Raw genomic sequence first — 22,697 nt, 5'->3', positions numbered from 1 at the left:
GATGAGTATAATAGAATTTTATAAAACAAAAATAACGAGTGGGGCCATCGATTCAGGCCCCTAAAGCGGTGGCCCCACTCTCATTGCTTACAAGCCCGAAATAATACGGGCATAGACATTGTTGAGCCGGTTCACATCATAACTGCCACTACTGTCATCGGCCACGTTCACCGTAATGTTGGACACACTTCCCGAATTGGCACTCGTCCGGCTAATGGTGAATCCCACACTCAGTAGAAGCCCCTCGCGGCACAATGGCCTTAATCTGGGTGCTGGAATTAACGGTGAATGAAGCTGATTTTTCACCGAATCGGGCACTCGTAGTACCCGTGAAACCGGTACCATTGATGATAACAGAAGTCCCCATCTACCCACTCGAAGGCGAGAGACTGATAATAACAGGGGATTGGGCCTGAGTAGCCTGCGTTCCTAATACAAAAAGTAAAAGACAAAGGACGTAGTGATTCTTCATAGAAAAAATGGGCGTTAGTTATATGGCAGACGGCATGATGAATGAGCCCGAATCAAGGCTACCTAAACTGACCAGCAAAGCATCTACTGAGTACATCGGTAGATTATGGCCTTTACAGACGATCGGAGCAATAAGCAGAGGTTTTCATGAATTGAGTTGGTAAAATGAACCTTGTGCATTAGCGGTACTAAGTACTTACCTGGTTCACTCAAGCGCTAACACGCTCGTTACATTCTTTACCACTCCTGTAACACCGGCCTAAAAAAGCAAAAAAGAAATATGTTTCATCCCTTCAGACCCTGCTGGCAGTGGGTAGCGGAGCGAAGAGCATCGTCGCCTGGCGACCTAACCGAATAGGTTTCATTAGGTCGCTACACGACGGAAGGGCTTGGGGTATCGCTGGTTTCTACAACCAGTAGGTCGCTACACGACCCTATCAAAACCACTACGCGATTAGCACTTAAACCAAGAAGGGAGTGAACCGCTCGCTGCTCTACCTACGAGATGAGGGGGTTGGACTAAGGGTTTGGGTAGTGCGAGGGCAGGACACCGTATCGTTCCTGGAAGAGCTTGGCGAAAGAGGAGAGGTTCTTAGGGGCGGTTGGTGTTTCCATCGACCTGATAAAAGCGCTCGAAAATGTGGGCCAGATGATCGGCAGCAATACTGATACCGGTGTCGGCCACCCTAAAGGTAAGTTGGTCAGGGGCGTAACCAAGCGTCATCGTCACGGTTTGGCCTGCGGGCGTGAGCTTGAAGGCATTGGCGAGCAAATTGGTTACCACCGTCTCCAGCTTATGGTGGTCGAAGGCAACCCAGCCTGGCGTTTGGGTTTGGGAAAAGGTAAACGGAATGTGGCGACTTTCGGCAAAGGAACTGAACGAACTGGCCAGCGTTCGGAAGAAGGCCGTTAGCTCACCCGGTTTGGATTCCGCCTGGAGTTGTCCGGCTTCCAGCTTGCTCAGGTCCAGCAACTGATTGATGAGTTTCAGTAGCCGCTGGGCGTTGCGCTGGATCATCGGGAAACAAACATCGTGGGCGTAGAGAGGGGACTAAACCGAACGATTGGTATTTCGTTTATAACAACTGGCTACTTGCGTGCAAAAAAACCTCCGCTTCCAATCAGGACAAGGTAGTTCGTCTGCTATTAACCGGAGTTGATAGATTCTAGATGATAATCGTCCTCAAAACGCCCGATGAACAGATCGTGAGACTCCACTCGTCTCAGGTGGGAGCGTTATTTTGAGAACCAGTGGTTGGAGACATTAACTGGGTTAACTTGTTCATTCTATAGGGATAGAAATCTTTCTCAGGTCATAGCGAATGACTTAACCCATCTTCCTCATTCGCTAATCAGTCCGACTCGAAACATACTATCTGCACAGGATAACACCGCTTCTCTACTGTTAATGGGTTGCCAATCCAGCAGTTGCTTTGCTTTGTTACTGTTGCCTTTGCGTTCTTTGTCCAGATCAACGACTACGGCCGCTAACGATGGATCAAACCAGCCCAAAACCTGCAGTAGCCAGCTGGGTATGGTGCCAGAAGGTATTTTTCGATCTGGGTAGTTTTCGTTTAGTAGCGCTGCGATTTGTCGAAACGATAAATAACCGGCTGTGCCCAAAAACCGTTGGCCAGCGGCCTGAGAGGCCTCCATGGCTCGTAGAAGCAAATCGGCTGCTGATCGCACATCGACCAAATCAAAGCCTACGTTGGGAACGGCAGGTACACGGCGGTTCAGCAAGTTCAAGATGATTTCAGGAGTATGGCCATAATCTTTCTCCAACACGGGTCCTAGCAGCGCGCCAGGTAACACCGTCGTTAGTTCCAACCCACTGGCATCCTGCTCCATAAACGCCCAGGCGGCTTTTTCCGCGATGGTTTTACTCCGGTAATACGCCGTCGTATCCGCCCGGTTCGTTTCATCGGTCCAGACAGTTTCATCATATACACCGCTCTGTTGGCCCTTTGGCTTACCGTAGAATGATGCACCAATAGCCGACGTCAGCACGACCCGTTTTAGCTGATGCTTCGAAGCGGCTTTGAGAATGGCTAGCGTACCTTCTTTGGCGGGCACGATGACATTCGCTTCATGAGTTGGTTCACCATGCGGGAAGGGGGAGGCAATATGCTGCACAAAGTCAACTCCCTCTACCAGCTTATCCCATATCGCCGTGTCGGCCAGATCTGCTTCCACAAACGCCAGCTGTTCAATTTTATCGGTGTGTTGGCCAATGATGGTGCGCATGTCGTTGGCGCGACCTATGTCTCGCAGCGTTCCTACTACCTGATACCCCTTTTCCAGCAGTTGAATAGCCGTATGCGCGCCCAGAAAACTGGAAACACCTGTTAATAATACACGCATATAGTTTCGGACGATTTTGAATAATGATAAGCAGGAAGCCCCCAGTGGGTTTATCGGATGCTAGCTAAATCAATGGGAAGTGTACGAAGCCGTTTGCCCGTCAAGGCAAATAGGGCATTGGCCAGGGCTGGAGCCAGCGGGGGTAAACCGGGTTCGCCAACGCCTTTCATGGGACCGCCATCCGCCAGAATATGCACCTCGATTTTTGGCGTCTCATTCATCCGTAAGACAGGGCTATCATGAAAATTGCTTTGCGTTACCTTCCCGCCTGCAAACGTAATTCCGGGTTTGGTGGCCGCCGTTAGGGCCATGACAATCGCACCTTCCACCTGATTTTTTACGTTATCAGGATGAACAACCGTACCCAGATCAATGACGGCCACCACCTTGTCAACCTTAATCTGGCCGTCCGGTTGACGAGATACCTCAACGACTTGTCCGCACAGACCCGCAAAAAATGCCCACTGAGCGATTCCTCGGGCTCTTCCGGCCGGAAGTGGTTTGTCCCAGCCCGATACGTCTTTCAGCTTGAGCAGCATCCGTTTGGTGTCCGAGGCTTTGGTCAGCATGGCCAGGCGAAACGCCAGCGGGTCTTGCCCCGCCTGATGGGCCAGCTCATCGATAAAGCACTCATGGGCAAAAGCCGTGGTCGACGAGGTCACCGATCGCCACGAACCCAGTGGAATATGCGTATCGGCCCGCACGTAGGTGTTCTTCATGGCCCCTATCTCGTAGGCCTGATCACTGACGCCCTCACTCATGCGGCCATCCAGTTTGGTTCCATCAAACGTCCCACTCAGGGATTCAGCAATCGAAGGGGCAATGATCTTGTGCTGAAAAGCCAGAACCTTTCCTTCGGATGATAGTCCCGCTTTCATCGCCGAAAACGTCATGGGTCGGAAGGGTCCCTGCTGGGTCGTGTCTTCTCTTGTCCAGACGGATTTGACGGGTTTACCCGTAAGCTTGGCTAGTTCAATGGCTTCCACGATAAAATCCAGGTATAACCGGCGGCCAAAGCCCCCGCCACAAAACTGGGTATGCAGGGTGATGTTTTCGGCCGGGATACCCAGGGTTTTGGGCAAATCGACCATAAACGAAGGACCACTGCCGGTCAGCGCACCCGGTACCTGAGTCGATACCCAAATCTCAACCTGCTCGCCCGACCAGAGGGCCACGCAGTTCATGGGCTCCATCGGCGAATGGGCCACCATAGGGGTTTCATAAAACGCTTCCAGGTGCCGGGGAGCCTGGGCGTAAGCTGTTTCAAAATCGCCTACGGGGTTGATCGCCAGGCCGGGTTGGGTATGTAGGGCGCGCAGGGTGTTCTCAAACTCCGCACTGGCAAAAGTATTCAGTCCCTCAACATCCCAGTCGATTATCAGGCCTTTGCGAGCCTGTAAGGCCGCCCAATACGAACGGGCAACAATGCCGACGCCCGTGTATTCATACCGGCCCAGGGTGCGTTTTACGGGAAAGACTCCGGCTACACCCGGCATCCTCAAGGCTTTGCTGGCATCAAATTTGACCAATTTACCGCCGATTACCGGACAACGTTCAATGGACGCGTAAAGCATCCCCGGTAAGTCGACATCGATGCCAAACACTGTCTCTCCCGTGGTTTTGGCCGGCACATCGGGTCTGGGCACTGATTTACCGATTAAGGTAAAATTAGCCGGCTCTTTTAGAGGTGGATGTTGAGGAACGGTCAGTTGTGCTGCTTCCCCGGCTAGTTCCCCATACGTAAATTGCCGACCCGTTGGCCGGTGAACGATCCTGCCTTGCTGAGCGTAGCAGGTTTCAATTGGAACGGCCCACCGCTGGCTGGCCGCCATTAGCAGCATCTGGCGGGCCGCAGCGCCTACCGTTCGCAAGGCGGTATAGAGGGATTTAACCGACATACTCCCCGCCGAAAACTGACTGTCCCCAAAGATTTTCTCGCCGTTGGTATGAACAATCGTCACCTGCTCCAAGGTCACCTCCAGCTCTTCGCAAATAAGGGCGGGTAGGGACTGAAATGTACCTTGCCCCAGTTCGGGTTTGGGATTATAAAGCGTAATGACGCCCAAGGGATCGATCTGAATATAAGGGCTGAAATTCTCGGGTGGACGGGCCAGTGGGTCCGTCTGCGCAACGAGGAATGACGGCCCTCCTGTCGATATACCAAGTAATAAGGCCGCTCCCGATACACTCGTACGACGAATAAACGCCCGTCGGGAAAGATTGTGGGAAGTCATATGGGGTGAGGTTATCGGACCGAAGGCTGTTTTTTGGCGGGGGATGACGGAGTGGCCTTCTTCGCCTGGCGCATGGCCGAAGCCGCCGAGTGAATAGCCTGCCGGATGCGGACGTAGGTACCACATCGGCAGATATTGCCCCCCATGGCCGCGTCAATGTCAGCATCCGTTGGTGACGGATTCGCTTTCAGCAAGGCAACTGCGGACATGATCTGCCCCGATTGACAATAGCCGCACTGCGGCACCTGGTGCTCCACCCAGGCTTTTTGCACGATATGATCACCCGCTTTCGAAAGGCCTTCAATCGTCATAATGGTTTGGTTCCTTTTGATGAGGTCGATGGGTATCTGGCAGGAACGGATGGGCTGGCCGTCCAGGTGAACTGTACAGGCTCCACAGAGTCCCATCCCGCAACCAAACTTGGTGCCTTTCAGGCCCACCACATCCCGAATGACCCACAGTAGCGGCATCGTCGGATCGGCTGTTACCGAATAGGCTTTGCCGTTAATCATTAGCGTGTAGGGTTTCATAATGTCAGGGTGTTAACGAATGGCTTAATTCATAGCGGCCCGGAAGGCCAGGGGTGTCTGCTGGGTTTTAGCCTTAAACAGCTTATGAAAGCCTTGCGGATTCTCGTAGCCAAGTCGAAAGGCAATTTCACCCACCGTCAGGGAGGTGGTCGCCAGTAGTTCTTTGCCCCGCTCAATAACATGATCGGTTAGGTGCTGCTGGGCACTCTGTCCCGTCAAAACTCGGAGCATGTCGCTTAGGTAAGCCGTCGACAGCTGCAGTTGGTCGGCTACCTGCTGCACCGTCGGAACGCCCAAGCGGGCGGCTTTATCAGTGGCAAAATAATCCTGAAGCCAGGCTTCCAATCGGGACAGTACGTCGTGATTGGCTTTTTTGCGGGTGAGAAACTGCCGATGATAAAACCGGTTACAGTAGTTGAGCAGCAGTTCCAGCTGGCTGATGAGAATATCCTGGCTGAAGTTATCAATGCCAGCCTGGTATTCGTAGCGTATGGTGCCCATGAGCGTTTCGATGAGCTGGATTTCCTGCTCGGAAGGATGCAGGGCTTCACTGAGCGCGTAGGAGAAAAAGCCGTATGCTTTCAACCGATTGAACAGCGGATAGGGATGGATGAAATCGGGATGAATCAGAAGACTCCATCCCCTGAGTTGCAGCTCATCCGTCAGTTCGGAGGTGATGACCTGCCGGGGACCGTGAAAGACCATTGCCCCTTCATCGAAGTCGTAATAAGTTTGCCCATATTTCATGGTACCTACATACCCTTTTTTCATGCTAATGGTGTAGAATCCGTAGGTTTTGGTCCGCAACCGGTCGTCCGAAAACTGGGTGACGTCCTGGTGATCAATCACACTGAAAAGGGGATGCCTGGGCTTGGGTAGTCCTAAGAGCTGGTGGTATTCCGCAATGGTCCGGATAGGGTAAGGCGATGACTCTTTCATAGAAAAGCAAACAAATTAATCCAGGGGCGTTCGGCTGATGGGTAACGATTAGTCGAGGTTGGTCGACATCGTTGTTTCCTTATAGGCCTCAAACTCCGCCAGATCCCTGTCCCGTTTTTCCATGATCATGCGGTAACTGTCCGGACCCAAAATCAGGTGGACAGGGGGCGTTTGGTAATCGGCAAGTCTCACGAGTTGGGCGACCAGCTTATCCGGATCGCCGGGCTGGGTACCCGCCCGTTTGCTCATCCCGTCCAGGGTTTTCTCACTGCCGTACTCGGCAATGGGCGTCTTGACGTAGGTTAAGGAGCCATCTTCCAGAAACTGAGTTCGAAACGAGCCGGGCAAGACCACAGTCGCGTAAACACCCAGCGGCTTTATTTCAGCGGCCAGCGATTCGGTTAGACCGACCATGGCAAATTTGGAAGCCGCATAACTACCTAGATTGGCCACGGCTACGTAGCCACCGGCCGAGGCAATGTTGATAATGTGCCCACTCCGTTGCTGACGTAAATAGGGCATGGCTGCCCGAATGACGTTAACGGTACCAAACAGGTTCACATCCAGGGCATAGCGAAACTCTTGATCGGTCATCTCTTCCAGACTACCCACGTAGGCAAAGCCCGCATTATTGACCACTACATCCAGTCGGCCAAATGTTTCCACAGTCTGCTGGATGGCGTTTTGGACGCTTTCCTCCGCTGTCAGATCCATCTCCAGAGGCAAAAAGGTCTCCGTATAACCATGAATCTGGCGACTCATGGCCTGCTTGTTTCGGGAGGTGGCAGCTACAGCGTGTCCCTTGGCCAGCAGTAATTTGACCAAGGCTAAACCCATCCCCTTCGACGCGCCAGTGATAAACCAGGTTTTTGTTTTTTTCTCGCTTTCCATCCTGTTGTTGGCTTATGTATGACAAAGGCAAAGATGGTAGGCGTTGATCGTAAAAAAGTATCCGAGTTCGGAGAAATCGTATCCGACTTGCTGATGGGGTTATGTGGTAGTGTATGAACTAGTTAGTAAAGGCAGCTCAGCCCAATAAATGGTTGCACCAACTCGTCAGGTCTGAGCCGTCATATAAAACGCCCCATTTAAGCAGTAGATTTATGAATGCTCCTTCGTCTCATTGGGGAGCGTGGCTGTTGCACAACTCTGCTTAGGAATATAAGTGGCCTTTTTTGTATCTTAAGGGATGCAAGGCCGAAAAGACTACGCCGAAAAGCGCATTACTTGTTTTCAGCTGTCCAGCCGCGTCCCTAAGCATAACTTCTATCGTCGGCTGAAGGAGACGCTTGATCTGACGTTCCTCTATGAACATACTAAAGAATGTTATGGCTCAACGAGCAATCCCTCGATTGACCCCGTGGTCTTTTTCAAATTCATGCTTATCGGTTGTCTGGAGAATATATCTTCCGACAGAAAGTTGGTCGAGCATTGCTCCATGCGCCTGGATATGCTGTATTTCCTGGGGTACAACCTTGATGAGCCATTACCTTGGCACTCCACGCTGAGCCGTACCCGCCAGCTTTACCCGGAAGCACTTTTTGAGTTACTATTTGACAAAGTATTCAGCCTGTGTGTGGCCAACAATATGACGGTCCGCCGCTGCGGTAGCTGGTCGGCGGGTTGCCATTGATTCTGCTCCGGTCAAAGCGAATGCGTTGATGGAAACGATGCTCGAAAAACAACCCAATTTACCTGGCCCCAAGCTGGTCCAATCGGTCGAGGATCAGAATGAGAAAGTGAGCCCGAAGCCCAGCAACCGTCAAACTGGGTCGGTTATTACCGCGGCCGAGCACCCGTTAAGAAGGCTGAAAAAGCATCAGCAAAACTTGAAGAATGCACCGACAACCCTAGGCGCTAGCAACGTAAAAGCCCAGTTGCTGAGCAACAAGACCCACTACAGCCCTACCGACCCTGATGCGCTCATCTCGATTAAGCCCACAACGGCGGCCCGGCGGTAAAGCCCGCAAACTCAACTACCCTTGTAGCCTGGCAGTGGATACCGCCGAAGGCGTTATTAGTCATGTGCAGGCCGATTTTGCCGATGGCCGGGACAGCCAATACCTGCCTGATATCACCCTCAAGCTTCAGCAGCGGTTGGCATCCAATGAACTACGTTTAGAAGAGATATTGGCTGATACAGCCGGGCGGCCGGTGCGGTTACTCAAACAGCAGCAACTACGCCTTGCTGGAAGGGTGGAACATTACGGACGGTCCGCCGGTGCGGCTGGATACCTGTCTTTGGCCACTACAAGCCACACATCGAAGGCTTTCCCTATGATTCGGAGGGGGATTACTTTACTTGTTCCGCTGGCAAGCGATTGCTTTTCAAGACCTTTGCCACCCATGCTGAAACTGGTTTGTTGAAAGTCTACCGGGCGGATTACCAGGACTGCAAACAATGTCCGCTTAAACCCACCTGTGTACCCAAAAGCCAATGCCGACAATTTATCCGGACGGCCTATGATCCGTTCTATCGTCGAGCCTTGGAGCGCCAGCAAGGTCGGCGGGGCAAGCGCATGAAAAAGCTTCGTCAACGGACGGTGGAGCCGGTCTTAGGTAGTCTGGTGGAGTACAATGGGTTATGCAAGATTAATGTGCGGGGTAAAGCTGGGGCTCACAAGGTGATGCTGATGGCGGCAATTGCCTTCAATTTGAAGAAGTACATGAAGTTCACCACCAAGTCCACTCTCAGCCAGGCCATAGCCCTAAGAGTGGAATGGTCATCGGCTTCTCAAGGCCTTTTTCTAGACTTGGCCACGCTTTTTCTCAACTGAGATGAGAAGACAATAGCAAGAAATCCCATTAGCTTATCAGGCAATGAAAAATCAACGTAGAAAACGGAGTTGTGCAACAGCCACGCCCGTTTTCCCGAGATAGAATACAACACTATTGGCTTACCCCTACTCAGGTCTACTCAGCCGTCTCAAAATGTCATCTCGAAAAACAACGTATCATTTTGATAGTTCAAATGAGTTTAGGCAACACTTGTAACTCAGAAATAGGGGCCAGTTCTTCCCATAAACAGGCTTTACCTAGGAGGACTTATCAGGCAATGCTGATTGAATATGGAGTTTGTCGGGGTTCCGCACATACAAAAGCCGGGTGATTTGAGTGGCATCCGAGGCAATGTAGGTCATCGAATCCAGTTCGCCCGTTTCCCTGTGAAAAATAAGGGAGGCAGGTTGCCCATTGACATAAGCAGGTCGGTGAATAAATTCATTGCCCTGATTCTCTGGTAACTGCATGACACCGAGCAAAAACCGTAACACCTTCTGAAGGCCAGACAGGGGCTTCAGGCCAGCGGCCCGTTTGCCTCCTCCATCACTGAATAAGTCAATGTCTGATCGAAGCAACTGATTGAGCGCATGGCGATCCTGCTGCTGTAAAGCGGTTAGGAACGCCTGCGTAAGGGCGCGCTGGGTTGCTGGTTCGACTGGCTGGGGTTTGACTCTGGTGAGTTTAGCTCGCGCCCGGTGGAGTAACTGACGGCAGTTGTCGGCTGATTGGCCGGTGAGTTCAGCGATATTGCGATAGTCTTCTGAAAAACTTTCCTTAAGAATAAATACGGCCCGTTCAACGGGGGTTAGCCGTTCCATCAGAAACAGCAGGCCGTATTCAATCGTTGGAGGCTGCTCCTCATCCAGGGTAATGTAAGGTTCAGGCAGCCAGGGACCCGTGTAGCTTTCCCGCTGTTTTTTCAGCTCCTGGAGCCGGTTGATGCTCTTATTGACCGTCATTCGGCCCAGGTAGGCCTTTGGGTCGTTGACCCTATCCACCGACAGCCATTTTTCGTAGACGTCCTGAACGATGTCTTCGGCTTCTTCGATCATACCCAGCATGTCATAGGCAATGCGAAACAGGTAGGGACGAAGTAGAAGCACTTGAGCACTAATCACCATAAGCAGTTAAAAGCTGGTCAATGTTCTTAACCTACATTTTGCTGGTTTACACCGTAGGAACTAAGTCGGTAACGGGTTGAGCTGCTTTTTTTGCGCTAGATCACAGATCATGTCGGAATGAATATTTAGGCCAATATTACCGATGTTATAATAAAATTCAGAGGCTACTATCCAGACAATCTCGCAGATTGCGCGCTCGTCATAGTGTTGGGCCAGTTTATGGAACAGCTCGGAATCCATCTGGCGGTCCCGGGTTAGCCGACTGACAAAATCAAGCAACACCTTTTCCTTTTCCGAAAAGAGTGGACTGTGCATGTAGTCTGATAAGGCATCGAACTTGGCCTGGTTCATGGAGGCCATAATGGTGTAAGCCCGGCCTATATCGATGCAGAACAGGCACACATTGAGTTGGGCTACCCGTTCCCGCACCAGCATAACCGTTTCGGCAGGTAATTGGAGCTTTTTATCAAGCTGAGCAATTTTACCTGAAAAGGAACCGAAAGCGATGGGCAAACGGACGGCCATTACTTTCAGGGGCGTAATGACTTTGCCGAACCGTTTCCGGGTAAAAAAGTAGAGCAACTTCCAAAGTAAGCTTTTGGGCTTTTCAATGGGGGGTAAAAACGGAGTATCCATTGGCGTTAGCGTTTTAAGCTAAGACCAGCTAAGGGTGGTTTTGTGACAATACGGCTTTATTTTTTATTATCGTCTTAGTTCTCGACAGGGTAAAACTATAGTTTCCTGGTACGCTTCTAGTCGCTACGTTCCTAATCGACTTAACTATACAATACGACAGAAGTGCCCTGGACTTTTGATATCTTGACACGATGATTAGCTAACTAGCGGCTACGGGCTCTGCTGAATTCCTTTTCTGCGGTATCGATATGAATACCTATTGGCTGCCAGTTTTTCGCGCCGGACTTTTTTAGAGACGAAGAAGTCGTAAATCGCGATTGACGCGCCCGTCGCCAGTCCGGCCATCCCGTAAATGGCCGGATTCAAAACTGAGCCTATTGTCGCCCCAGCGGTAATGGGTGCGGTCAATGCTGTAGTTACTACCGCTGGGGCTTAAAAATAGTCGTCAACGTACCCATCAAAATCTGAAATTTCGCTTCTTTCAGCTCTGGCACGTTTGATAACCGATTGCACCCCGTTTGTTTCTACATCTCATCGACACTCACCAGGTAATTACCCCACGACTGTTCACCCGCAGTATTTGTATTCCCCATCCAAAACCGCAGGTTGGAGGTTCGAAGCCTTCCCGGTGTGTCAGATTTGTAAAATGACAAGGGTAAAAATAGCCTACGTACCCAGTTAAGTCAGTTTTAGTGTGATCCCGTGGATTATTAACTGGCTGGGCGTGTAACAAGAATATAGTCCTGATAAAAAGATGTACCCGATTTGCCTTGTATCCGAATCCGGTTGCTACCTGCATTCAATGAAATACCCATAGTATACGTACGCTTTCCGCCATCAGTGCCCTCTAGCGGGAAGTCGATTGTAGTAGTCGAATTGACAATGACTGTAGCAGTACCCGGCGTCTGGGAATTGGTTTGGTAGCGGATGGCTAACGTGTAGTTGGAGGCTGTACTAGGAGCATCGGTTATGGCATAAAGCAGGTAATCGCTGCTGGACGTATAAGGGCCTTTTAGGGTATTGTCGCCCGATTGGCCGGTGTAAGTGCCTGTACCCGTTGCATCTTCGGCCTGTATCTTTTGAGAGAAAGCCGCACCAGGTCCTGTACCTGGTTTGACAAGCGGTGGGCGCGTACCCGCCGGTATTATTGCTCCATTATCTACTGTAAGGGTAAAACTTCCCGCACTTGCCGCTGCCTCAAACGCTGCCTGTCCCGCACTGGTAAGTGGGTAGACGTCGGTATCACGCGTCGTGGTTGCCTGGTAAATTTCCTGCCCATCGCTGGTGCGACGGATACGTACTAGTTGTGTGCCGATTGCCATACTAGTTCTGCTGATTTAGGTTCTGGTTATATTCATTGTTTATGGGGTACTATTCATGTGTTATAAATTTGGTGGGTCAAAAAAGGAATTGGACGGTGTTGAACAGGGCCAGCTTGCTTCCCTGTACGTTCACCTCGATCATGACATTGGGTACCGGATTGAGAACCAACGTCTCGTAACTGTTCTTGCCCCGACTCGGATCGAACACCCACACATCCACCGCATTCTCCTTGATACGGTACATCGCATCGGGGCGACCCCGACGGGCGTTAGGGGTGTTGACATAAGGCCCATCGAAGGCCGACGCATGTTCCAGAATGGTGGTGCCATCGGTTTTGGGCTCGACCCAGACCCCGGTATCCTTGAACTGATAGCGGCAGTACTGCCAGGGTGTGCCCTCGGTGCGGGCACATTGAGCGTAGTAGTAAGCGGCTTCGAAGCCCGCATCGTGCCATCGGCAGGGCTCGGTTGGGTAACCGGCCGAGGTAATGGGCGCTGGGGTGTTGGCTACTTTGGGTTGCCAGGTCCAGTTGCCGGGTCCTGCATTCGGATCGTTCGCTTTGACCTCATTGGGGTTTGTTCCATACTGGTCATACTGGCTTCTGACATCGAACACCATGTAGCCAATGGTGCGGCAGAAACCAATGCAGAAGATGTTGCCTACCTGCCAGTCGTAGTCTACCTGAGGATGTCGGTCGGTATTAATGGCACCCAGATTACCTACCTGCCGGATATAATGGTAGCCATTGTGTAAGGCTACATTATCTGAACCAAGCCCTTCTACCTTTCCCCAATCCAGGTAGATGAGCTTAGAAGGGGCAATGCCGGGCCGTGTCTCATCCATGCCTTTGGCCATCACCTCGGCGGCAAACGCCTTGTTGTAATACCGGCTGGCATAGTCAGGCGTGTCGGCATAGTGCTTGATGATAGCCCCTACGCCCTTGTCTTTCAGAATCGCAAAATAGTTGCAGGTTTGCCGGGCCCCATCCACCGACAGGATTTTACTTTTGAAGAGGGCATTATTGGGCATGGTATTCCCCCCCCCTGGTACCTGATAGTTCCAGGGATCGCCGTTGTAGTTGGCTGTGCCGCCATAGGTACCAAAGTCTCGGTAGGGAATGCCCAGCGAGTTGAGCGTAGGGTCGGCATATTTTCGTCGCCTGGCTTCGTACCAGGCTGAGTATTGGGGGGCCGTATCTGGCATACCATAAGCCCCTTCCTGAATCTCATTGGCTTCGAAGAGGGCGCATGGGATGGTATTGCTGGCACGGTTGATGTCGTCGGTGCTGAGGCTCTTGCCGGGGTAGGCCCCGGCTTCGGTACCGGTATAGGGCCCAGGGGCGCCCGGAACAGCCAGGTTAATGCTGTGCGTCCAATTCACTCGTTGACCATTGCTTAGAGAGCTATCCATTATGGCTAGTACTCCTCCCTTCCTGGCCGAGACAATGCTATCAGACGTAATATCTGTACGCTTTTGCACAATGGTAAATACCCGATTGTCGGGCAGAGTCATCGTAGGAGCTTCTTTCATACCCCGTGGTACCCAGATGTCAGTCGGAGCCAACCAGGGTGGACGTGTTACTTTATAGGGTAGCAGTGATGGGTCTGTGGGTAGAGGATCTGTGCCTAAAAAGATTTGGGTAAAGGCTTTGCGTATCCAGTTATAAGGGGCATTGGGTAAATTGGCTATCCCCATAATGATAGAGATACTATCGCCTGGCCGGAAATCGTATGTGGTTGGCAGGCTTGTAACGGCCGGCATCCCGCCTATATAGTAGAATGTATACTCACCACCGCCAAGATCGGGTTGCTTTGTATTTATAATACGGGCTTTGCCATTATTCCATTGAACAGCTGGTGTGAACAGATCAGGATTGGCGACAATCATCTGAACGTTTATAGTTGTACTAGGCGTAAAATCGGTGTTAGCGGCCGTAGTATAAGTATCGTAGGTAATTGTATCAGGTATAAAATCAGTGTTGGCGGCTGTTATATAGGTCTCGGCAAGCATAGCGAAGAGAGCTTATTAGTGTATTGTTTACTGTTTCATATATTTATAAACTAATAATCCCCTGGAAATAAAAAATGTAAAATATAGATTAATGTCTATTAAAAGGGATACTGAACTAGTATACAGCTAAAACCGGGCCAAAAACGTCAATATGTTTAATTTATTAAAGTATCTTATTTATTCGCTGTTAGTAACTTGGAATGGTTGAAATAATAAAATTGGCTTCTAATACTTACTAAATCGCTAGCAGGGGGTTGCTACATCGTTAATTTACGGAAATACAAATTCTGAATACAGGTTTGGCTAGATGTTTGCTTGTAAGTTCACTGATAGGGAATAGTTGACCTATTGAGTAGTTTTCATGCCCTATGTATACTAATAAACTGTTCCAGTATGCGTATAATTATACCGGCTTTTCTTCTCTTACTCTCAACGAAAACGTTAGTGGCGCAGAATAGCTATGTAGCTAATTCGGCCAACGCATCTTTACCTGGTTCCTACAATACCCTGGCTGGTCCTTCGGCGGGTAATGGCTCAATGCAGGGGAGCAACAACTCTTTTTTAGGATTTCAGGCAGGCCAAACGAATACACAAGGAAACGAAAATACGTTTATTGGTAGTGCGGCCGGTAAATTTAATACCCTCGGTGTTGATAACTCTTTTATCGGCAACCGGGCTGGTACATCGAATACGACGGGCAGCTATAACACCTTCTTCGGCTCTTTTTCCGGCCAGGCCCTGACCAGTGGCAATCGAAATACCTTTGTAGGTTATGAAGCGGGTTTCTCTACGCTTACCGCCAGTTTTAACGTGTTTGTCGGGAACGGCGCTGGTCGAACCAATACAATTGGTTTTAACAACGCATTTGTAGGCAACAATGCCGGCTATTCAAACGACAGTGGCTTCTCAAATACCTTTATGGGGGCTAATTCCGGGTATGCCAATACAAGTGGGTCCGGTAATTCGTATTTTGGGTATCAGGCTGGTAATAGCAATACGACTGGCTCTAACAATACATTTCTGGGAAGTTCGGCAGGGCAGGCTAACACAACAGGGGCTAATAATACCTTTTTGGGCGGAGGGGCTGGCAGCCTCAACACAACGGGTTATCAGAATGCCTTCGTTGGGTTTGGGGCCGGAAGCAATGTGACAACGGGCTATCAGAATTCATTTCTTGGCTACAATGCGGGGTTGAATACAACGACCGGTACCGGTAATACATTTATCGGTAACGCTGCGGGTCAGGCCAATACTACTGGTGGAGGAAGTACCTTTTTAGGCAGCAACGCAGGGTTATCCAATACGGTTGGGTTAAACAATACAATGATTGGTATTAACGCTGGCTATAGTACGGTTTCGGGTAACTTCAACGCCTTTATCGGTGCATATGCAGGTCTGAATAATACGACGGGTTCTCAAAACGTATTCATCGGTAATAATTCGGGCTATACAAACACAACCGGTTTTGGAAACCTGTTTATTGGTAATTCTGCTGGGTATAACAACACGACTGGTGACAGTAACGCTTTTATGGGTAGCAATACTGGCTCATTCAATACAACAGGAGTAGGCAATACGTTTTTAGGAATTGCCAATGGGCTGAGTAACACATCTGGCTCCAATAACGTGTCGGTTGGGCTGAGGGCTGCCAACAAAAACCAAATCGGCAACAAAAATGTAATGATCGGCGACAGCGCTGGTTTTAATAATACAGTAGACGGGAATGTCATGATGGGCTCTAAAGCCGGTTTCACGAATCAAACCGGAAAAAGAAGTACCTTTATTGGCTACCAGGCCGGCTATAATGCCGTAGCCGATTCAAACACCTTTGTGGGGTATCAGGCTGGTTTTCAGACTACATCAGGTAAAGGGAATACGTTTTTCGGCGTAAATGCGGGGCGTAGTATAACTACTGGATCAAATAATACCATTATTGGTAATAAAGCGGGACCAGCTTCGATCAATTCTGACGATAACGTTTACATCGGCTACAACACCGGGAAACATGACAAAGGCTCCCGAAATACGTTTTTAGGTTCTGAGGCTGGCGTCTTGGCCGATAATGGGGAGTCGCTGTTCAATGCTACTGCTATTGGAGCCGATGCCCTGGTGGCGGTAAGTAATGCCGTCGTTTTGGGAAATAAGGCCAATGTAGGTATTGGTACCTCGGCACCCACGGCCCGGCTTGAAGTAGTTAGTGAAACGCCTGATGCCAGTGGCCTTCGACTAACGAATCTGACAGACAAGAGCCCATCGGCTCGCACAGCGGATCAGTTTTTAACAGTTAACGAACAGGGCGACGTAGTGAAGGCGAACTACCTGTTGCGGGTTAATCGTCCCGACGACTGGGCCGATATTGTTTTTACCCATACCTACTCACTTCGTTCTTTGGCCTCAGTAGAGAAATTTATTCATCAAAATCACCATCTGCCCGAAATCCCTTCGGCTGAGCAAATGGCAGAACAGGGGATTGATCTGGCTAAAATGAATGCGCTGTTGCTCAAGAAAATAGAAGAGTTAACTTTATACAGTATCCAGCTGGAAAAGAACAACCGTCATCTGGAAGAAAGCGATAAAAAGCAACAAGTCGTCAATCAGCAACTTAAATCTGAAGTGAACGAGCTTCGGAAGCTGGTCATGAAGCAATTGGCTAAACGGAGATAACGGATTATATACCCCTGTAGTAAAAAATAAAAAGGCCCTGATTTTCAGGGCCTTTTTATTTTTGCTGGCTGTGATAAGACGCGTATGTTCAGAAGCTGATGGGCCTATGAACGCAGAGGGCTCTGGTCGTATCTAAAATTTATTCTTGGCTCAATTACTCATTAGCTTTTTTGGGCGAAGATCTGTGTAGGGTTTATAGGTAAGATTTTACCGGATAATAACTTTCGGCCTATGCTTTATCGCGTTTGCTTTTTTTGCCAGACACTCTATTGTCCGTTTTGTTTTGATTTGTATATTTGAAATCGTTGACAACTATGTAGCAAGCGCAAATCGTTCATACTGAATACTTTTTGATCTTTTTTGCTAGTTGGTTAACGATTGATCCACCCGAGTTTTCAATCAACGTGTTCACCTTTTGCTGTCATTCCGGCCGGTCCGAAAGGATTGGGTCAGAATGGTATAGTCTGCATGAAAGTTTCACCTTTACAACCGTTTCAAATCGTGTATTCATTACTGGATCACGAATTTTTAGGCTACCTGATTGAGGCCTTTGTGGTCCAGCGAAATAGCCGGGGTGAACTTACGCTTCAAAATCAAACCTTATCAACGCAAAACGTTAGTGAGTTTGCCAAAGGGTTGGACGAGCAGGATTTTGAGCTGGTCAAACTCATCGACAGTATTCAGCAGGATACCATCGTCAAAAAATTCAATACGCGAAAATTACCTGCCGTCGATTTCCTACTGAAAATATACGATCCACAGAAAGGGGATAAACTCCTTCAGGAAACAATAGGAAGCTATCTTGAAACGATAAAAGCGCAGATTATGGCGTTGATGCCGGGCAGGCCATTCTATATTATGGGTAACGACGGAAACCCAGCCTGGCAACCGATCATCTGGATGCCCGAACCTGCCCGTGTTCACTTTCATTTTGTTCGGAATGCCGATTCAACGCATTATTTTCCGATTATTCGCTACCCGCGTCAGAATACCGCCGGAGAGGTAGAAACGGAGCGTGTCGATTTCCAGTTTAAGGATGCACTCATGATCTGCGACGAGCCTGCCTATATGATGGTGGGTAATCGGCTCTATCACTTTAGCAAGAATGTGGATGGGAAAAAACTGCGGCCCTTTTTTACAAAAAATCACATTGTTATTCCCCGTAATATTGAGCAGCAGTATTACGAACGATTTGTAACGCAGCTAATTGCTTCGTACGACGTATATGCCAAAGGGTTCGAAATTCGGGCTGAAGTGTTGGAGCCAACTCCCGTATTGACAGTATCGGAAATGGTACAGTCGAGTCGTTCGGTTCCGGTATCGCTGTTTCAAAATGGAGGCAGTGATGTCGAAACGTTGGAACAGGACGAAGAAGCTGATCCGCGAATTGTCTTTGATCTGGCGTTTCAATACGGAAACTTCACGTTTCGGTTTGATAGCTTTGGGCCTTCCGCCAATGTTAGTTTAGAGAAAAAAGGCGACGACTATCTATTTCACAAGATTCGTCGGGATCAGCGGCTGGAAAAACAGAAGCTGGCGTTTCTACGCGATTCGGGGCTGGACTTGCGTCATGGTCGTGTAACGCTTCCTAAGTCTGACGCTTTTGCCTGGTTATCCACGAATAATGAGCAGCTTCAGGAAGCGGGCTTTCTGGTTCGGCAGGATGCTCAGAATACCAAGCGCTACTTTCTGGGTTATTCGAGTATTGATGTCTCGATTCAGGAAGGGCGTGACTGGTTCGATATTTATGCAAACGTTCGATTCGGGGAGTATGAAATTCCATTTCTGAAACTTCGGAAGCTGATTCTGGCTAAGAAGCGTGAATTTACCTTGCCTAACGGTGAGGTGGCTGTTATTCCGAGTGCCTGGTTTACCAAATATTCGGAATTGTTTGGCTTTATCGAACATTTGGATGGCATCGATTCGACCGATGGGCGATTAGTACTGCAAAAGCATCACCTGGCCCTGGTAGAAGAGCTGGATCGGGATAACCTCGCCACTACGGTGATTAGTCGTAAGCTGGAACGGTTACGGAATTTTGAAGAAATTGAACATTTCCCATTGCCGGTCCACTTCAATGGTAGGCTGCGGCCTTATCAGCAGGCGGGGTATGACTGGATGAACTTTTTGCGCCAATACCGATTTGGTGGGTGCCTGGCCGATGATATGGGTCTTGGCAAAACCGTGATGACGCTGGCTATGCTGCAAAATCAGAAAGAATCGGGCGCTACTGAGCCAAGCTTACTGGTTATGCCAACTTCACTACTCTATAACTGGGAGCTGGAAGCTCGGAAGTTTACGCCCGACCTGCGTATTATGGTATACACGGGTACATACCGGGATAAAAACACAGCCCAGTTTGATGGGTACGACCTCATTCTGACATCGTATGGAATTGTCCGAATCGATATTGATAGCCTAAGTGATTATCGGTTCAACTATGTGATTCTGGACGAATCGCAGGCGATCAAAAACCCATCGTCGCACATTACCAGAGCCGTCATGCAGCTCAACACCGCCAATCGGCTCATCCTGACCGGAACGCCACTTGAAAACAGTACCATGGATCTCTGGTCGCAGATGTCCTTCATTAATCCGGGGTTGTTGGGCAGCCAGTCGTTTTTCCGAAATGAATTTCAGATACCAATCGAAAAGCGGCACGACGAAGCCAAAACCAGCCGGCTGTATAGCCTGATTAAGCCGTTTATGCTTCGGCGCAACAAAGCCCAGGTGGCTACCGATCTGCCCGAAAAAGTAGAGAGCGTACTTTACTGCGAGATGACTCCCGATCAGGAAGCGCAATACGAAGAGGCCAAATCGTACTATCGGAATCTGATTCTGGAGCACATCGAGGAGGAGGGTATGGCCAAATCGCAGATGGTTGTGTTGCAGGGGCTGACCAAGCTCCGGCAGATTGCTAACCACCCGCGTATGGTTGATGCCCAGTACGAAGGGGATTCTGGAAAGCTGGATGATGTGATTATGCGGCTGGAAAGTGCGATGACGGAGAATCACAAAGTTTTGGTATTCAGCCAGTTTATTAAGCACCTGAATGTAGTACAAAACTACCTGAAGGAGAAACGAATCAAGTATGCCTACCTGGACGGGTCGACTACCGATCGGCAAAGTCAGGTTGAGTTGTTCCAGACCGACGATTCGGTTAAACTGTTCCTGATTTCGCTAAAAGCTGGTGGATTGGGGCATAACCTGACGGCGGCCGATTATGTATTTATTCTGGACCCCTGGTGGAACCCAGCTATTGAAGCCCAAGCCGTTGACCGGGCGCACCGGATTGGGCAGCAAAAGACGGTGTTTACCTACAAATTCATCGCTAAAAATACGGTCGAAGAGAAAATTCTTTCTTTACAACGCGCTAAGCAGCAATTGGCCGGCAGTCTGATTACGACAGAGGAAAACTTCGTAAAATCACTTACGAAAGAGGACATTATGGTGCTACTGGAGTAGGGACTTTAATAAAAGCTAGGCATTTGCGGGAAGATATTGGCTGGCGATAGTTATCCATCAGAAACACTATCGTTCACTGATAAATAACTCAACGTATGAATGTCAAAAGCGTATTCGGCATCATTCTGACCCTTATAGGATTGGTTGGTCTGATCTATGGAGGAATGGACTTTACGAAAGGTGGCGTGGCTCAGGCTTCGTTTGTATACCTGATTCTGGGTGGGGTTTTCTTCTTTGCGGGTATTAGCCTGATTCGCGGAACAAAAGCCTGAAAAAGCAATAAGGAAGGTCGGACAGAGAGAAGGCATTGATAATCCTTCTCTCTGTCCGACCTTCCTTATTGCTTTTCTTTACCGTAAGTACACGCCCATGCGATCTGTATCGCTCAATACCACATCTACATGTTCGGTTAAGGTCGTACTCAACTCGTAGCCTTTATAGTCGGCAGCAACTGGATAACGGGGATGATTTCGGTCAATCAGGACAGCTACCTGTAATTTCCGAATCGGAACGCTCAAAAAGGGTTGCAGACTAAAGGCTAACGTCCGGCCCGTGTATAATACATCATCAATGACAATAACTACTTTATCCGTAAAATCAGTGGCCGACCCCTCGTAATGGACTGTAGGCTGGGCGGTGGCTGATTTATCCAGATCAAGCCGAATCAGGTCAACGACAAGGGGAGTAATGGTTTGCAATTCGCGTGCCAATGCTTGAGCTAGTATGTACCCCTCACCCGCAATGCCGGCTAATAGCAATGCCGTTTCGTCAAAATTGGTTTCGTAGATCTGGAACGCTATCCGTCTGATTTTCTGATGGATCTGGGCAGAATTAAGGATAAGCGTAGGCTGAGCTGTGTTCATGCAGGAATTGACGATCGAAATTTGGATGTAAAGATGATAAAAAAGCGGTTAGGGAACGAAATAACCGCTCTGGTCGGTGAGTTGGCATAGTTTTCGCCATTAGTCCTGATAGATGCAAGCTGATTTAACCGACCATGCACACGATTGTCAGTCTTATAGTAAGCCTTTACCTCTGGGTACTGCCCGGACCTACCGTAACAGAAACCGATATAACACAAACCGTAGGCGTATCGTTACGAAGCGGAGATGCCAGTCGGTTGTCAGCCCGGTTTGCCAGAACCATTGAATTGGTCATTGATGCCGAAAACGTCGAATTTTCGGCCGTTCAGGCTACCCATGCCGAACTGATTTTACGTTCATTCTTTCGAAAATACCCGCCCCAGAGCTTTCAGTTTGTATACCGGGGGGCTTCAGACCATCTGCGCTACAGTACAGGTACGTACAAAACCGATGGCCAAACGTTCTCTGTGTATGTGCTCATGCGTCAGACCAGTAATCATACGTATGTGATTAACGCGCTTCATTTTCGAAAAGAATCATCGGTTGTTAGTCGGTAAGTAGCCGGACATACATCAATTCATCTGTTCCTGAACGCGATTAACAAACGACAGACGATTTTTACCTGTATCTTTGCACTTTCATGTAGAGGTACTATGATTGTTAAGACCAAAAAATACGCGCTAGACCAAAAAACGTACGTAAATATTGCCCTGCGTCAGTGGGTGAAAGAGAATTGGAAATGGGCGTTTGTTCCCCTTGCACTCATTCTGCTGAATGTGGTTCTGAACCTGACGAATGTGTATCCAAATTACTGGATTTACATTGTTATTGTCCTGCTGACCATTTTGTATGTACTGTTCTGGGCCGTTCAGATTACGGGTATTTCGCAGATGGAGCAAAGCAAAGCCTTGTTCGACAAGTACGTCTACGAAATCGATAGTCGCCAGATTCTGATGCGAATCAACGCCAAAGAGGGAGGGATTCTGAAATGGAGCCAGATCGACAGCGTTATCAAAGACAAAGAGGCCTACATCTTGTTTCTGAACAATGCCGACGCTATGGCAAATGTAAAAGCCAGTTGGTTTGCCAAAACCGTAACCAAGGGTCTCTCTAAAGCACAATTTATCTATTTGCCATTCACGATTTTCACAAGTGATAATGACCTGCGATTTACCGAAGCGCTGCTGAAGCGTAAAGGGTTATTGCCAGGCGGGAATGTTCCGGCCGAAACCGTTAAGTAGCCACGTTATAGCTGTATTGCCAGCACAGAGCCGCAAAGAACACAAAACCTACTAC

Annotated in this window: 22 protein-coding genes; 9 read left to right on the top strand and 13 right to left on the bottom strand. The window is 49.2% G+C overall.

Annotation, left to right across the window (positions count from 1 at the left end):
• Positions 1 to 87: 87 nt before the first annotated feature.
• The 8 genes from B5M13_RS34700 to B5M13_RS31070 all read right to left on the bottom strand — a co-directional run bounded on the left by B5M13_RS34700 (position 88) and on the right by B5M13_RS31070 (position 7,429).
• Positions 88 to 228 carry a hypothetical protein gene (locus B5M13_RS34700; RefSeq protein ID WP_155297362.1) on the bottom strand — a complete coding sequence of 47 codons (141 nt, stop codon included), beginning with the start codon at positions 226 to 228 and terminating at the stop codon, positions 88 to 90.
• Complete coding sequence (locus tag B5M13_RS34695) at positions 212 to 367, bottom strand: IPT/TIG domain-containing protein (RefSeq protein ID WP_218919470.1); 156 nt, start codon at positions 365 to 367, stop codon at positions 212 to 214. The genes B5M13_RS34700 and B5M13_RS34695 overlap by 17 nt, the downstream gene beginning before the upstream one ends.
• Before the next feature lie 696 nt (positions 368 to 1,063).
• Positions 1,064 to 1,489 (bottom strand): sensor histidine kinase, encoded by a 426-nt coding sequence (locus B5M13_RS31095; protein ID WP_080059359.1) that lies wholly within the window; start codon positions 1,487 to 1,489, stop codon positions 1,064 to 1,066.
• 323 nt (positions 1,490 to 1,812) lie between these two features.
• Positions 1,813 to 2,835, bottom strand: a complete 1,023-nt coding sequence (locus B5M13_RS31090; RefSeq protein ID WP_080059357.1) for an NAD-dependent epimerase/dehydratase family protein — start codon at positions 2,833 to 2,835, stop codon at positions 1,813 to 1,815.
• A gap of 50 nt (positions 2,836 to 2,885) precedes the next feature.
• Entirely contained in the window at positions 2,886 to 5,069 is a 2,184-nt protein-coding gene (locus B5M13_RS31085; protein WP_080059356.1) for a xanthine dehydrogenase family protein molybdopterin-binding subunit, read from the bottom strand.
• An 11-nt stretch (positions 5,070 to 5,080) separates the two neighbouring features.
• On the bottom strand, positions 5,081 to 5,599 hold the full coding sequence (locus B5M13_RS31080; protein WP_080059355.1) for a (2Fe-2S)-binding protein: 519 nt from the start codon (positions 5,597 to 5,599) through the stop codon (positions 5,081 to 5,083).
• A 24-nt stretch (positions 5,600 to 5,623) separates the two neighbouring features.
• Entirely contained in the window at positions 5,624 to 6,538 is a 915-nt protein-coding gene (locus tag B5M13_RS31075; protein WP_080059353.1) for a helix-turn-helix domain-containing protein, read from the bottom strand.
• Positions 6,539 to 6,586: 48 nt separating this feature from the next.
• Positions 6,587 to 7,429 carry an SDR family NAD(P)-dependent oxidoreductase gene (locus B5M13_RS31070; RefSeq protein WP_080059352.1) on the bottom strand — a complete coding sequence of 281 codons (843 nt, stop codon included), beginning with the start codon at positions 7,427 to 7,429 and terminating at the stop codon, positions 6,587 to 6,589.
• Between the two features lie 298 nt (positions 7,430 to 7,727).
• Here B5M13_RS31070 and B5M13_RS34350 point away from each other — a divergent pair, with 298 nt between their 5' ends.
• From B5M13_RS34350 to B5M13_RS34335, 4 genes are read left to right on the top strand one after another with little or no spacing between them, the layout of a single operon-like run.
• Positions 7,728 to 8,171 (top strand): transposase, encoded by a 444-nt coding sequence (locus tag B5M13_RS34350; protein ID WP_245859592.1) that lies wholly within the window; start codon positions 7,728 to 7,730, stop codon positions 8,169 to 8,171.
• Positions 8,172 to 8,199: 28 nt separating this feature from the next.
• Positions 8,200 to 8,499 (top strand): hypothetical protein, encoded by a 300-nt coding sequence (locus B5M13_RS34345; protein WP_245859590.1) that lies wholly within the window; start codon positions 8,200 to 8,202, stop codon positions 8,497 to 8,499.
• Complete coding sequence (locus B5M13_RS34340; RefSeq protein ID WP_245859589.1) at positions 8,456 to 8,905, top strand: hypothetical protein; 450 nt, start codon at positions 8,456 to 8,458, stop codon at positions 8,903 to 8,905. Before B5M13_RS34345 ends, B5M13_RS34340 begins: the two co-directional genes overlap by 44 nt.
• The gene (locus B5M13_RS34335) at positions 8,860 to 9,315 is read left to right on the top strand and encodes a transposase (RefSeq protein ID WP_245859588.1); all 456 of its coding nucleotides are present in this window, start codon (positions 8,860 to 8,862) and stop codon (positions 9,313 to 9,315) included. The genes B5M13_RS34340 and B5M13_RS34335 overlap by 46 nt, the downstream gene beginning before the upstream one ends.
• Positions 9,316 to 9,573: 258 nt before the next feature.
• Here B5M13_RS34335 and B5M13_RS31060 read toward each other — a convergent pair whose 3' ends face one another.
• From B5M13_RS31060 to B5M13_RS31045, 4 genes are all read right to left on the bottom strand, one after another.
• Positions 9,574 to 10,440 (bottom strand): sigma factor-like helix-turn-helix DNA-binding protein, encoded by an 867-nt coding sequence (locus B5M13_RS31060; RefSeq protein ID WP_080059351.1) that lies wholly within the window; start codon positions 10,438 to 10,440, stop codon positions 9,574 to 9,576.
• A gap of 60 nt (positions 10,441 to 10,500) precedes the next feature.
• Positions 10,501 to 11,076: a carboxymuconolactone decarboxylase family protein gene (locus B5M13_RS31055; RefSeq protein ID WP_080059349.1), complete on the bottom strand. Its 576-nt coding sequence runs from the start codon at positions 11,074 to 11,076 to the stop codon at positions 10,501 to 10,503.
• A 710-nt stretch (positions 11,077 to 11,786) separates the two neighbouring features.
• Complete coding sequence (locus tag B5M13_RS31050; protein ID WP_080059347.1) at positions 11,787 to 12,398, bottom strand: carbohydrate-binding protein; 612 nt, start codon at positions 12,396 to 12,398, stop codon at positions 11,787 to 11,789.
• 76 nt (positions 12,399 to 12,474) lie between these two features.
• Entirely contained in the window at positions 12,475 to 14,409 is a 1,935-nt protein-coding gene (locus B5M13_RS31045; RefSeq protein WP_080059346.1) for a hypothetical protein, read from the bottom strand.
• Between the two features lie 393 nt (positions 14,410 to 14,802).
• Between B5M13_RS31045 and B5M13_RS31040 the strand changes: the two genes are divergently transcribed.
• From B5M13_RS31040 to B5M13_RS33770, 3 genes are all read left to right on the top strand, one after another.
• The gene (locus B5M13_RS31040; protein ID WP_245859586.1) at positions 14,803 to 17,073 is read left to right on the top strand and encodes a hypothetical protein; all 2,271 of its coding nucleotides are present in this window, start codon (positions 14,803 to 14,805) and stop codon (positions 17,071 to 17,073) included.
• A 468-nt stretch (positions 17,074 to 17,541) separates the two neighbouring features.
• Positions 17,542 to 20,538 carry a DEAD/DEAH box helicase gene (locus B5M13_RS31035; RefSeq protein WP_080059344.1) on the top strand — a complete coding sequence of 999 codons (2,997 nt, stop codon included), beginning with the start codon at positions 17,542 to 17,544 and terminating at the stop codon, positions 20,536 to 20,538.
• 95 nt (positions 20,539 to 20,633) lie between these two features.
• Positions 20,634 to 20,810, top strand: a complete 177-nt coding sequence (locus B5M13_RS33770; protein ID WP_170061219.1) for a hypothetical protein — start codon at positions 20,634 to 20,636, stop codon at positions 20,808 to 20,810.
• Positions 20,811 to 20,888: 78 nt separating this feature from the next.
• On the opposite strand, the gene B5M13_RS31030 is transcribed toward B5M13_RS33770, so the two are convergent.
• Entirely contained in the window at positions 20,889 to 21,401 is a 513-nt protein-coding gene (locus B5M13_RS31030; RefSeq protein WP_080059342.1) for a phosphoribosyltransferase family protein, read from the bottom strand.
• Positions 21,402 to 21,535: 134 nt separating this feature from the next.
• Here B5M13_RS31030 and B5M13_RS31025 point away from each other — a divergent pair, with 134 nt between their 5' ends.
• Positions 21,536 to 21,958, top strand: coding sequence for a DUF4783 domain-containing protein (locus B5M13_RS31025; RefSeq protein WP_080059340.1), 423 nt, complete (start codon positions 21,536 to 21,538; stop codon positions 21,956 to 21,958).
• Between the two features lie 96 nt (positions 21,959 to 22,054).
• Entirely contained in the window at positions 22,055 to 22,642 is a 588-nt protein-coding gene (locus tag B5M13_RS31020) for a YcxB family protein (RefSeq protein WP_080059338.1), read from the top strand.
• Positions 22,643 to 22,697 lie beyond the last annotated feature (55 nt).

The organism is Spirosoma aerolatum (assembly GCF_002056795.1).
Taxonomy (GTDB): domain Bacteria; phylum Bacteroidota; class Bacteroidia; order Cytophagales; family Spirosomataceae; genus Spirosoma; species Spirosoma aerolatum.
This window is presented reverse-complemented; position numbering and strand designations above follow the sequence as displayed.